This window comes from Streptococcus sp. 151470009-6, assembly GCF_053628175.1.
Map to the genome: position 1 here is coordinate 531,644 of NZ_JBSEZF010000001.1, position 12,371 is coordinate 544,014.

Sequence of the window (12,371 nt, forward strand, 5' to 3'; positions counted from 1 at the left end):
GCAAATACATCAAGAAAAGGAGAAGGAACTATTTTAACTTCTATAGGCAAAGTTGTTAATGTCAATGGAAGTGATATAACATTTATTTTATTGAGGTATAAAAAATGAAGAAAAAAATATTAAATAGCTTCTGCTCATATTTAGAAGCTAACCATATTTCATTTAAAAAACACGATTGTATTATTTCACTCTTTTTTAATGACATTATTTTTGGAAAAATTAATTTCCAATTTAAAAAAGGTAAGCATGTAAAAATTGGGGCATTATGCTCATTTTCTATCGTTTCTTATATAAATGAGAAAAATATTCTAGACCAAAAATTTATAGAATTAAGTACAACTATCCCAAAATTTTATCCTGAAATAAACGATATTTTTGATGAAAATGACACACCAAGTAATTTTAAAGTACATGGTTCAGAACTTGGAAAATTTGATTCTATTTTTAAAGATTTTGGCATTATTTCTTTATATCCAGAAACATCCGAAAATGAAATAAATGAGATAATTATTGCCATATTCGATAATTATGTGTTACCAATGAAAAAATATTATTTTGGAAGTAATTTAGCAATAGAGGATATTTTAAAAAATCCTTCCTCATATAAATACCCACTATCTACAATTTTACTAATAAGTCATTTACACAACTTGGAAATTGATAATTTCGTAAACATAAAAAATCCTAGAAAATTCCCTGACTCAAAGAATATATCTCAAATTCTAGATTTATTATTCGCACATAAAAAAAATATTGAGATACACAATGATAACAATAGTAAAAATGACCACTAGATTGAGTTAGCAAGTCGTAGCCCGCACGAAACTTCCAATCCTGACGTAGGGCATGTGCGGTACACACGAACCCTTGGCACAGGTATGCAACTGGACAACCGAAGACGGAGAAAGCCGACAACAAACCCACTACTCCCACTGCGACCAAATCGGCATCCCGAGAGAGATGACCGATAAGGACGGCAATTTACTGTGGTTCGGTAACTACACCGGCTGGGCTCGTCTGAAAGAGGAAACCAAGGTAACGGATAGCGCATACCAACCATTCCGATTGGGTTAATGGGTGGGGAGAATCTGTATCAGTTTGCACTGAACGTACAAAGATCGAAAGACCCTAAAAACTTGGCAGTTTTTGCAATACCCCTTATTGCTCCTGAATTGATTGTGTTAAGTAAAGCTGCGCTTGTAACTTTAGGTATAGGTATTATTTATGAAAAAGGGAAAAAAGCGCTTGATACAGTAATGATGGCAGCAAATGGAAATCAAGTAGATACTGGGGTTGCTAATCAAATTTATGAAAGAATAAATGAGTATTTTCAAAGCACAGGAAAAAAACCAGATAAATGTGAAGTATTGCAAGAATTAATTGATTGTGGGCAAATATCTGCCAAACAAGCTAAATCTACTCAAAAAGCTTGGGAATGTTGCCATTCTCAACATTCGAATGATAAGTGTAACAGGAAAAAATAATATGGTAAATGATAGAATTTCAAGTTTTGACGCTTTTTTAGAATGTAAAGATCTATCAATTAATGACTTATTAGAAAAACTACTACATTCTAATACTATTATTCAATATGAAGCAGCAAAAAGACTACAATTTTTTCAGTATAAAGAGATTATTGATATAATCAGAAATATTCTCTTAACAAGTCGATATAGTGAACATAGAGAAATTGCAAATTTTATCTTGGGACAAATGCAAGAAAAACTTAGCACTACGGAATTGAAAGAAATTTTCTCTATATTAATTTACTCTATTCAAAATGACAAAAGTATTAAAGTGAAATCATCTGCAATATCTTCTTTAGGACATCTATTTAGAAAATATAATCTAGGAGAAGAAGAGTTTCTCACTATAGAAAATAATATTAGTTCTATTTGGAATATAAATAGATATTCTATAATTATTTCTATTGCATTTAGTTCTGCATATTTCCCAAAAAGAGATTATATAAAAGAATATCTTATAAAAAATTTAAACAGCAAGCATCACAAAATTATCTCATGGGTATTGTATGGTTTAAAAGGAAAACATTATAGATCAGAATCAATTGAAAATTTACTAATAGATAAACTAAGCCAATTTAATGAAAAATCTTATATTTACAATGAAATTATTGCATTTTTAATTTCAATTAGTTCTAAAAAAGTTATACCTTATATTGAAAAGACACTATTCACTCAAAGTAAAATCGATGATGAAATTTATACTGAACTTAAAAATAATTTATCGGATGAATTTGCGGAATTAAGAAAAAAATTATTAGAAGAATTTAAATAGTTTCTTGACGTACGCCTCAACCTCAAACCTGCTTTCGTCTTTAAAGCCAGTAAAACCAACCGCACTACTCACGATAAACATCGATGATCCCCACATTCTCTAAAGATGATAGAGATTTCTTATTTTGCCATGGATGGAATACATAATGGAATACTTAAAACTATTAACAAAGTTAGCAAAAACTGAAAAATCATATCAGTATGATGAAATTATTAAATTACTTAAGCATCCTGTTGAATTTGAGGAAATTCCCTTGATTACTAGAACTGGAAGAGAAAAACCATTTTTGAAAATGCTATCCCCAAAACAGTTGAATTTGTTCTTTTTAAATACTGCACTGTTTTACATTAATAATATAAATTTAATGGCAAAAGATATTCTGATAGATAACGATTTATCAATATGTATAACATACCCGGATATAAGTTCTGTATCACATAATCTATATAGTTTTTATATACCTAACATATGTATTTATAGGTCGAAATATGAAAATACATTTAGAAATTATCCAGTCTTAAATTTAGAAAATTTCTCATGGTTACATGAATATTCATCTGATTTTAATTATAAAGGCATTTTTAACATTGTTTACTCTAAATTTGATGACGGTTTTGGCCATGAAATTTTCAGGATATTTTTATTAAAAAAGAAGGATATTTAAAACAAGCGTAAATAGAATTAGCCTCCTCCTAACGCATACATTAAGGTCGTCTGAAACATTTATTCCGTAACAATCTAAGCCAAAACCGCCTACGAATACGGCCAAGACAGTCATACTCAAAAAATACAAGAACGTAAAAACAGATTCAACAATCTAAAAAAGAGCATAAAGAAAATTGTGTCACGAGTATTAAATAAAATCCAGATATTAAATTTATCAACTTACAATTATAGGTATTATTAATGGAAAAAGAATTATTATGTATTTTAAAAAAATATGAAACGCATCCTGATTTCTTGGGTGACACTATTGAAGATATAAATCAAGTAGGAGGTATGGATGATACAGTTTTACATATTGCAGCCAGAAATAATTCTTTAAATGATGCTCTTGTATTTCTTCAAAATGGGGCATTGATTGATCTTAAAGGAGACTTAGGATATACACCCCTACATTATGCATGCATGTTTGGAAATATAGAAATGGTGAAATTACTCCTTGACAATGGATCTGATAAAAATATACAAAATGAATTTGGAGAAAATGCCATTAGAATTGCAATTAACTCATCCAGCAAAAATAAAGAGAAGATAATAAAACTATTAAATAATTTTAATAAACGTAAATAAAAAATAGATAATAAATCAATCAAATGGTGCCACACCTTAAAATGTAGAAAGTAAGACATGATAAAAAACAATCTAATTTTATTAATTAAAAATCAAATGTCAGATAAACAAAAAAATGAAAATGCCTTACATTTAAACACACTTTTACTAACCTCAATAGAAAACCCTAGTATAGATAATGATTGTTTCATAGAATTATTTAGCTATTATTCTAATATATCCCAAGGTGAAGTGAGTGAACTATTTAATTTACTGCAATCTTTAACCAAAGATGAAATCAATATCATTTATGATTTTTTAGAATATATTTCAAAGTTTGTCAAAGACTTAGGGGTATATTGTGAATTTGAAAAATTTCTTACGGAGGTAAAATATATACAAGAACGAAATTATCTAGAGGAAAAAATTAGGACTACTTTTCCAGTTTTCAAAGTTGATAAAAATAACATCATAAGTTTTGATGATAGTGATAACTCTTATATATTTTCTATAACGCAACTATCTACTAAAACTTGGATTGAGATAACATACGATGATTTTCTCTCAATACTTGAATCATTAGAGTGGCAAGCATATACTAATAAGGCTATATTATATTTTACTCCTTGCTGTTTAAAATATATTTTTTCTAATTTATCTAAATTTTATTTATATGGTTACGTTGTTGAATTTTTATATATTGCCCTAAGAAACCAAAGTATGATATTTAACACTACTCAAATCAACTTAATCATTAATTTTTTAAAATTAATCCAAAATTTTAACCAGGAAATTAGTGTCGAAACACAAAAAAAATAATAAGTACTATCCAACTTTGTTTATAACTTCCGGGAAGCAAGGACATACTTTCCCGTACCGTCACCAAACTAGCCTGGCCGATGCGCCATTCTTCCTCAGTTACAATGAGCAAACGCTATATCGTGCGCACCGGCGATATGTTCCATATGAACGGCAAGTTCAATAAAAGATCCCCCGTCCAATCTGACCAAGACGCGATTAGGTTGCTAGGGGGCCTTAACCTTTATCAACTTGCATCGAATACGCAAGGATGGGTTGATTGGTTAGGTCTATCCCAAAAATTAACTAAAGGCATCGTATATCGAATGGGTTCTGCAACTGATAATACTTTAACTCAAAGACCTGGGAAGGATACTTTAAGTGGCTTATCTACATCAATGGATAAACCTACTGGAAAATGCCAAGCAATTGATGTTTCAAAACTTGAAAAATCAGGACTTGAGGCCATTAATGATCATGGAAATCATGTATCCATTCGGCCAATTAATGCCCCTGGTTTTATAAAATTGAAGGAATGGGCTTCTACTAGGGGAACAGATGTCACACATTCATTTACGCAAGCAGTCAAAAATGCAATAATTAAATAAACGGAGGTTTAAAATGGAAATTAATAAAATAATTGAACATTTTACAAAATTAAGAGAAACTCAAGCTTCAAATGATAAAATTCTTAAAGCGGATTTAGATATTTACTTAAAACAATCTAGTTTAAGAATTGTATTCAGTCTACTTTTAAAGGAAAATATTCTTATATACGACGATAATGATGAAATAGTTTTAGAGTTATTTATAAATCGAGAGAATTCAAAAGGAATGGTTGATATATCTGACTCAAGAGGATATTATTTTTTCAAAGACAAAGAAATAACTATTTGCAATGAAAATATTAGTTATTTGGAAGAATTAATGTATGATTCTATAAAGAATATTACTAAAGTTTAACTTAACCAAGTGCGAGTTGTTAAATTAAGTTCCTACAGTAGGTAGCAAGGTTATATAAGGTAATGAAAATGAAAAAGCTTTTTTTAAATCTAGAAGTAATTGATGGTTATCCTCCAGTATCTATGGAAAGCATTTGGGCAGAAGTGACTGAAGAAGGCTATCTTAAAATAAATAATATTCCTTTTTATAGCAAAGAAATCTCTTTAGGTGATATTGTTAGTGGAATACAAACGGAAGAAAATTACTTATTCTATGATAAAACGATAATTCATAGTCAAAATAGTACATTGCGGATTGTTTTCTTTAATGAAAATCAGAAATTTAAAGATAAAATACTAACGAAACTAATAGATCTTGGATGTGAGTTTGAAGCATTTAATGTAAATTTCTATGCGATAAACATCCCAATTCCAGTAGATATAGAAGAAATATATCTTTTCTTAGATGAGTTTGTGGAAACTGACGATTTAGATTATGACACAGGGTATTTGGCACAATAATTTATGCAAGCTATATCTTGCGTAATATCGCAATATGTAGAAAATTCTAGCATTGTTTACGTAGTAAAAATTTTAAGACTATGTGGTAGCAGCCACCTCTTGCAAGAAGTTCCCCCGGACGGCAGATATAGCTATATCTATACCGAATAACGGATTCTACTACCTTGGAAAATGGAAAAATCGTACCAATTCTGCAAATATTTGAACCTATTTAGCAGGAAGCATAGGGAGGTTGCATTATGAATACCAATAAAAAGATCATAGATATAAATTTATTAAAATTAAAAACAAAACAAATTTTTTTAAATACATTAAATCAAGAACTTAATTTTCCAAGCTATTTTGGATCAAATTTAGATGCTTTAGATGAATGCATGAGAGATTTAAGTTGGATTCAAGAGAAAGAAATTATTTTGAATTTTAATAATATTAATAAACTAAAGGATAGAAATAGTGAGTTATATTATTTAATACATGATGCATTATCTTTCTACAAACAATACTGGGAAGAAAATAATCATGAAAAAATAGTTACAATAAATTTCTAACTTACATGCTTGTATGAAATGATTTTCAGACGACCTTCTTCTTATATAAAAATCGTTGTCCTGACAATTCAGATAATGATAAAGATACATATAATGTAGCAAGTCGTAGCCTGCATGAAACTTCCAATCCTGACATAGGGCATTACGGTACACACGAACCTTTAGCGCAAGTCCACGACTGGACAACTGAAGATGGCGAAAGCTGACAACAAACCCACTACTTCCACTGCTACCAAATCGGCATCCCGAGAGAAATGACCGATGGTGAAGGCAACCTGGTTTGGTTCGGGGATTATTATGGTTGGGGTAAACTGAAGAGCGAAACGAACGTAACGGGAACAGCGCACCAACCCTTCCGATTGGGTTGTGGGGGGCGAGAATCTTTATTGGTTTGCACCTAATACCTAAGTATGGGTCGATTGGTTAGGTTTAGCTGGACTTGATATGAATTTATTCCCAGCTAATGAAGACATACACTCTTACGTTCAAAAAGTTGCCAATAAATCGAATACTTTCCAAGTAGGAGGGCATGACAATCCTTCGTTGATGGTAGATGGGGCTACAGGTGAAAGATTAGATGCTAAAAAATTAGCAGCGAGAATTAAAAAAATCCTAACTATAAGTCAAGTATGACGGTTGAGATTTTATCCTGTAATACAGGAAAAGGAGCAAACCCTCTCGGAAAACAAATTGCTAATGAATTAAATACTATAGTTAAAGCATCAAATGAATATCTTTGGTTCCCAAGTAACGGGAAATTAACACCGATGGGAATCAACACCTTTAATATCATGTAAACAACAACCAGAAAGGAATGAGAAAATGACTAATTGCATATCAACAGGTAGTATTTATTGGATTTCAGATGAAGAAATTCATATTCTCGAAGAGAAGGCCACTAATGGAGATAAAAACTCAGCATTTAAATTGTATCAATACCATATGTTTGTATCTTTAGATCAAGATTTGGAATTTAAATGGCTAGAGATAGCGGCAAAAAATGGACATCCAATTGCCCAATTCAATTTAGCTGATTTATTTTTCACACAAGGCTATAAAGAGAAAGCCATATTTTGGGCTAAAAAGGCATATAGAAATGGTGCCAAACTACCAGACGAATTAAAAATATTGATAAATATCAATTAATTAATAAGATTTAGCCGATTATCTTTACAAACCTAAAACTTCTGGAGGAGGAGGATTAAGAAAAGAAGCCAATAAATTTCTTAGAAAATTGAAAAAAGCAGGTAAGAAATGCCCTTAAATTTTTAGGAGAATTTAAATGAAAAAAAATGGATACGTTAATTTTAACTTTTTAGATTGTAAACCCAATATAAATAATATATTAGTTGGGCTAGATTTAGACTATTCAAATAAAGTGATAGCGCCAGATGGTCATGAGTTAGCATTGGTTGCTTTTATACCAATTGAAAATCTATTAACAATTGCACCTCAATTAAAAACAGATTTTCAGGATAAGGAATATAAAGATAAAGCAATTTACGTTTTTTCTTATTATGATGAAGAAGATTATTTTCTTGACTACATTACTGAAATTGACGATGCTATTCAAGGATACACGAGAGTTATCATCGGAGATAAACATCAGTTCAAGTTTAACCTAGATAAATTTTATCCAATTAATCCTATTGAGAATTTAGATGAAATGAGTTTTTTAGGAGGACGACCTGAATATTTACAGCAAGAGAGTGATGATTTTCTAGAAAAATATATTTTCATAGGTCAAATCTTAGGAATGGATCTACCTGAAAAAGTAAATGAAATTTTTTATCTAACTGAGAACATCGGATATATTTTTATAAATCGAGATCTATCTGGTGGATTATTCTTCGTACAAACAACTTAAACAAAACTAAAAAGGACATGACTATGAATGAATTTTACATGTGGGTTGTTCAAGGAAGCAGAGCAAGCTTCCCATCGGCTATCTTTTCAACTAAAGAAAAAGCTGTTCAATGGATAGAAAAATATAAAATTAGTGGAACGTTATCAAAGTACCCTATTGATATATCTATATACGATTGGACAATTATGAAAGGATTCTTCAAACCCAAAAGAGATGACCAAAAAACTCCCGACTTTATACAAAGCTTCTCAACTGTATATATTGAGGATTCTCAATATGTTGATGGAATTGAGGTAAATTAAAACACCAAAATTACTAATACAATCGACTAGCAAGATAAAATTGAATCATGTAGTAGCCGTAGGTTGGGTTAAGACACAATACACCTGCAAGGCCGTCTGAAAGACAAAGAAGTTTCAGAAACGTCATTCCCGCATGATTTAAGCGGGAACGGCCTCGAAAACCAAACCCGCTTCGTTTGGGACGGCAGCCACCTCTTACAGGAAGTGTACGCGGACGGCAGGTATACCTATATCTACACCGATCAAGATTCCTACAAGCCTTTAGCGCAAGTCCACGATTGGACAACCGAAGACGGCGAAAACCGCCAACAGACCCACTACTTCCACTGCGACCAAATCGGTATCCCGCGTGAGATGACCGATAAAGACGGCAACCTCTTATGGTTCGGCAACTATACCGGCTGGGATTGTCTAGAAGAGGAAACCAAGGTAACGGATAACGCATACCAGCCCTTCCGCCTGCAAAACCAGTACGTCGACCACGAGACGGGGCTGCATTACAACTTCTTCAGGTATTATGAGCCTGATGCGGGTCGGTTTGTGAATCAGGATCCAATTAGGCTATGGGGTGGGGAGAATTTTTATCAATTTGCATTTAACGCAAAAACTTGGTTTGACCCATTAGGTCTATTAAATATACAGTTTGGAAGTAATCCTAATCAAATTTATCACGCCTTTCGGCATACTGATGATTTAGGATTAGATAGAGAGTTAGTAAAAAAAGCAGTAATAGCCGATTTATCCAAATGTGCTAATCAAGTCCCAAATGGCAAACCTTTTAATCAAAAAATTACAGTAAATGGTATAGATATTCAATATACAGCATTTAAATTAAAAAATGGTACTTTAAATGTAGGGAGGATACATGGAATTTAATAAACGACCGCTTACAAGTAATGAGGTTAATCTACTCAAAATTTTATTGGCTAATAAAAAGCCCCAATATGATAGTTTAAAAACCTCTTTTACTGATAGTGTTATTTCTCTTGATGATGAGGGGATGGGTAGCATTTCATTTTTAAATGAGCATAATGAAAAAAACAATCTAGAAATTATAGCTATATCAGAATATCAATTTAATGACAAAGATGATGTCCCTGTATTAGCGACGTTATACTCTTATAGCGATGGAAGATTATATGAACTAGATATATGGAAGGTAGATTTTAGCCCACTGTTAGCCTATCCAAATGAAGAATAATCTAAACCGAATCCAAACGAGATGTATTGGGACGGCTGATTCGCACCTTCGCCCGCGATAACGACAAGGTTCAGGAAACCGCTTACCAATACGCCCCTGACGGCAGACAGATCAACTACCTGTATTACGGTAGCGGACACCTGCACCAAATCAGTCTCGACGACGAAGTCATCACCGACATCGAACACGATAAGCTGCACCGCGAAATCTTCCGCACACAGGGCAAACTCTCCAGCCGCTACGAACTCGATCCCCTAGGTCGTCTGAAAAAGAATTAGAGGGTTTACAAGAACGCGCATCAGCCGTTTAGATTGCAAAACCAATACTTCGATGAAGAGACCGGTTTGCATTACAACTTCTTCAGGTATTATGAGTCGGATGCAGGGCGATTTATCAATCAGGACTCAATCGGATTACTTGGTGGAGAGAATTTATATAGATTTGCACCTAATGTGCAAATCTGGGTTGATCCAAGTGGAAACATTGCATTCATTCCAATATTAATTGTTGCTGCCTTCTGGAGCTGCTACTGATGCTTGCATTCAAGTAGTTTCTAACATAGCAAATGGCAAAAAATGGAGTGATATCGACTATGGAAGCGTTGCAACTAGTGGTGCTATCGGTGCAGTAGCTGGACCAACATTAGGGAAGGCTGGCAAATTAGCTACCAGTAAAGGTAAAAATGCCTTTGGCCCTGCAAGAAAGAAACCATCCTATAGCAAGTCTGGATGGTTTAAAACTAAAAACTCTATTTCATGGGGTGCTTCTCCAGCTAAAAATGGAAAATATGTTAATCAAATAGGAAATCCCACACTAAGAAGGTTTAATCAATATATTCGAAATAAACACCTGCCTCCAGGTAAATTATGGTGGAGAACTAGAGATCCAGGGCATTTTCATATCAAAAAACAAATAAATATAGAGGATTGGAAAATGTATAAAAGAATTCAAAGAGAAAGCAGTGAAAAAAACACTCAGATTAACTTGAAAAATATTTTAGAAAAAGTAAATAAGAGTCCAAATTACCGCTGCTTTTTATGTGCAACTGGGTTAGATTTAAAATTTTTTGAATCTCTATCTAAAAATCATAATGTTAAGATTATATGGCATGGTAACCTTAAAAATGGCTTTTGTGGTTTTTTGTTAAAATTCATTCCAAGTCGTATAGGAATTATTGAATTTTTAAAACCAATTGACGAAGATTATTTTGAAAATCTTTTATATGATTGCGGTCCCTCTCTAACAACTATAGTTATTATGAGCAATGAAAATAAAATCCCAAATTTCATAAGCTCATTTCAAAATAATCCAAGTCTAGAAAATTTTGAATCGAGCATACTAGAAGATGACAATGCTCTAATTTATGTCATTGGTGTCAGCGATATCGATGATGGTATTAATTACGAGGAAATAGTCTTTACACAGGATGCATGGTTAGATATTTTTAATAACAAACCACATGACTAATATGCTAGAAATCGTCGAGTTGTTTACACAAGAGCAAGTTGTAGCCTGAATATGCAGGTTGTGTACCGTACGCAAGCGGTTTCGCCTATCGAAACCCCATTAATGAAGACGGAGAAAGCGACCAACAGACCCACTACTTCCACTGCGACCACATCGGCATACCGAGGGAGATGACCGACATCCACGGTAATCTGTTGTGGTACGGCGAATACACCGCCTGGGGTTGTCTGAAAAAGGACGGGCGGGTTTACAAGAACGCGCACCAGCCGTTCAGACTGCAAAACCAATACTTCGATGAAGAGACAGGGCTGCAATACAATCTGATGCGGTATTACGAGGCGGAGATAGGGCGTTTCATTAACCAAGATCCGATTGGGTTGTGGGGTGGAGATAATCGGTATCAGTTTGCACCAAATATACAAATTTGGGCTCAAATAAGGTATTTACCTGTAGGTACTCCTATAAAAATACGTATTCTGTAGAATATTAATCACATTTATGACTGGAGGTTGTTATGAACTTATCTCAAATAATTAAACATTATAGAAATTGTTTGTCTGACTTACCTGATGCTCCTTTATACGGAAATATTCCTCAAGGTGCGGATAGGATAAGTGAACAGCTAGAGCAATTTTTGGCACCTGAACATAAACAATTTTTATTATTATGTAATGGGGGTTCTTTTGGAGATATAGAATTATGGGGTACAGAAGAGATATTGGATAGACAGTATAGAGTACCAAAAAATTTACAAGACTATACTTATGAAATAGGACAAGTTTTATATGAACCAATTTTTTTAAATAGGCTCAATGATCAAGTAACATTTAATGTTGATAGTAGAAAAAGTATTCCTTTCTCTTCATTTATTGAGGAATATATATTTGGAAGTGGATATAAATATATATTTGATGGTGCTGATATAGATGATATGTGGTACTCCTTTCTACAAGATAACCCTATTTAGAATCTAAATTGTGTAAGGACGACCTCACTATCTTCTTTGAGATCGTTGAAAAAGGATGAAAGGTTTTACAAGAACACGCATCAGCCGTTCCGACTTCAAAACCAATACTTTGATAAAGAAACCGGGTTGCATTACAACTTCTTCAGGTATTATGAACAGGATGCCGGGCGGTTTGTGAATCAGGAAAA

General features: G+C 32.8%; 22 protein-coding genes and 2 pseudogenes. All 24 read left to right on the plus strand.

Going from position 1 to position 12,371, the window contains the following annotated elements; genetic code table 11:
- Positions 1-104: 104 nt before the first annotated feature.
- Complete coding sequence (locus tag ACUW6H_RS02790) at positions 105-794, plus strand: hypothetical protein (RefSeq protein WP_454360918.1); 690 nt, start codon at positions 105-107, stop codon at positions 792-794.
- A gap of 166 nt (positions 795-960) precedes the next feature.
- Positions 961-1,074: a hypothetical protein gene (locus ACUW6H_RS02795; protein ID WP_454360920.1), complete on the plus strand. Its 114-nt coding sequence runs from the start codon at positions 961-963 to the stop codon at positions 1,072-1,074.
- 62 nt (positions 1,075-1,136) lie between these two features.
- Entirely contained in the window at positions 1,137-1,484 is a 348-nt protein-coding gene (locus ACUW6H_RS02800; RefSeq protein WP_454360922.1) for a polymorphic toxin type 34 domain-containing protein, read from the plus strand.
- 1 nt (position 1,485) lies between these two features.
- The gene (locus ACUW6H_RS02805; RefSeq protein WP_454360924.1) at positions 1,486-2,298 is read left to right on the plus strand and encodes a hypothetical protein; all 813 of its coding nucleotides are present in this window, start codon (positions 1,486-1,488) and stop codon (positions 2,296-2,298) included.
- 145 nt (positions 2,299-2,443) lie between these two features.
- Positions 2,444-2,962, plus strand: a complete 519-nt coding sequence (locus tag ACUW6H_RS02810) for an Imm15 family immunity protein (protein WP_454360926.1) — start codon at positions 2,444-2,446, stop codon at positions 2,960-2,962.
- Positions 2,963-3,204: 242 nt separating this feature from the next.
- A complete protein-coding gene (locus tag ACUW6H_RS02815; protein ID WP_454360928.1) occupies positions 3,205-3,591 on the plus strand; it encodes an ankyrin repeat domain-containing protein in 387 nt (128 codons plus the stop codon).
- A 96-nt stretch (positions 3,592-3,687) separates the two neighbouring features.
- Positions 3,688-4,389: a hypothetical protein gene (locus tag ACUW6H_RS02820; protein ID WP_454360929.1), complete on the plus strand. Its 702-nt coding sequence runs from the start codon at positions 3,688-3,690 to the stop codon at positions 4,387-4,389.
- Between the two features lie 305 nt (positions 4,390-4,694).
- The gene (locus tag ACUW6H_RS02825) at positions 4,695-4,976 is read left to right on the plus strand and encodes a hypothetical protein (protein WP_454360931.1); all 282 of its coding nucleotides are present in this window, start codon (positions 4,695-4,697) and stop codon (positions 4,974-4,976) included.
- Between the two features lie 13 nt (positions 4,977-4,989).
- Positions 4,990-5,331: a hypothetical protein gene (locus tag ACUW6H_RS02830; protein WP_444817845.1), complete on the plus strand. Its 342-nt coding sequence runs from the start codon at positions 4,990-4,992 to the stop codon at positions 5,329-5,331.
- A 68-nt stretch (positions 5,332-5,399) separates the two neighbouring features.
- Positions 5,400-5,831, plus strand: coding sequence for a DUF4265 domain-containing protein (locus ACUW6H_RS02835; protein WP_414338398.1), 432 nt, complete (start codon positions 5,400-5,402; stop codon positions 5,829-5,831).
- Between the two features lie 239 nt (positions 5,832-6,070).
- Complete coding sequence (locus ACUW6H_RS02840) at positions 6,071-6,379, plus strand: barstar family protein (protein ID WP_061586962.1); 309 nt, start codon at positions 6,071-6,073, stop codon at positions 6,377-6,379.
- A 254-nt stretch (positions 6,380-6,633) separates the two neighbouring features.
- The gene (locus ACUW6H_RS02845; protein ID WP_444817844.1) at positions 6,634-6,780 is read left to right on the plus strand and encodes a hypothetical protein; all 147 of its coding nucleotides are present in this window, start codon (positions 6,634-6,636) and stop codon (positions 6,778-6,780) included.
- A 43-nt stretch (positions 6,781-6,823) separates the two neighbouring features.
- Positions 6,824-7,012, plus strand: coding sequence for a hypothetical protein (locus ACUW6H_RS02850; RefSeq protein ID WP_209283185.1), 189 nt, complete (start codon positions 6,824-6,826; stop codon positions 7,010-7,012).
- Between the two features lie 189 nt (positions 7,013-7,201).
- On the plus strand, positions 7,202-7,525 hold the full coding sequence (locus tag ACUW6H_RS02855) for a sel1 repeat family protein (protein WP_444817843.1): 324 nt from the start codon (positions 7,202-7,204) through the stop codon (positions 7,523-7,525).
- Positions 7,526-7,661: 136 nt separating this feature from the next.
- Entirely contained in the window at positions 7,662-8,246 is a 585-nt protein-coding gene (locus tag ACUW6H_RS02860) for a hypothetical protein (protein ID WP_209283186.1), read from the plus strand.
- A 23-nt stretch (positions 8,247-8,269) separates the two neighbouring features.
- The gene (locus tag ACUW6H_RS02865) at positions 8,270-8,548 is read left to right on the plus strand and encodes a DUF7710 domain-containing protein (RefSeq protein WP_444817842.1); all 279 of its coding nucleotides are present in this window, start codon (positions 8,270-8,272) and stop codon (positions 8,546-8,548) included.
- Positions 8,549-8,902: 354 nt separating this feature from the next.
- Positions 8,903-9,424 (plus strand): RHS repeat-associated core domain-containing protein, encoded by a 522-nt coding sequence (locus ACUW6H_RS02870; RefSeq protein WP_454360936.1) that lies wholly within the window; start codon positions 8,903-8,905, stop codon positions 9,422-9,424.
- A complete protein-coding gene (locus ACUW6H_RS02875) occupies positions 9,414-9,749 on the plus strand; it encodes a DUF6984 family protein (RefSeq protein WP_444817840.1) in 336 nt (111 codons plus the stop codon). Before ACUW6H_RS02870 ends, ACUW6H_RS02875 begins: the two co-directional genes overlap by 11 nt.
- A 26-nt stretch (positions 9,750-9,775) precedes the next feature.
- Positions 9,776-10,027, plus strand: coding sequence for a hypothetical protein (locus ACUW6H_RS02880; protein ID WP_045610482.1), 252 nt, complete (start codon positions 9,776-9,778; stop codon positions 10,025-10,027).
- Positions 10,028-10,054: 27 nt separating this feature from the next.
- A pseudogene (locus ACUW6H_RS02885) lies at positions 10,055-10,282 on the plus strand (RHS repeat-associated core domain-containing protein); the annotation flags it as partial.
- Entirely contained in the window at positions 10,257-11,216 is a 960-nt protein-coding gene (locus tag ACUW6H_RS02890) for a hypothetical protein (RefSeq protein WP_454360939.1), read from the plus strand. The pseudogene ACUW6H_RS02885 and the gene ACUW6H_RS02890, both read left to right, overlap by 26 nt.
- Positions 11,217-11,386: 170 nt before the next feature.
- Entirely contained in the window at positions 11,387-11,698 is a 312-nt protein-coding gene (locus ACUW6H_RS02895; protein ID WP_454360941.1) for an RHS repeat domain-containing protein, read from the plus strand.
- A gap of 32 nt (positions 11,699-11,730) precedes the next feature.
- Positions 11,731-12,183, plus strand: a complete 453-nt coding sequence (locus ACUW6H_RS02900; RefSeq protein ID WP_454360943.1) for a hypothetical protein — start codon at positions 11,731-11,733, stop codon at positions 12,181-12,183.
- Positions 12,184-12,228: 45 nt separating this feature from the next.
- A pseudogene (locus ACUW6H_RS02905) lies at positions 12,229-12,363 on the plus strand (RHS repeat-associated core domain-containing protein); the annotation flags it as partial.
- Positions 12,364-12,371 lie beyond the last annotated feature (8 nt).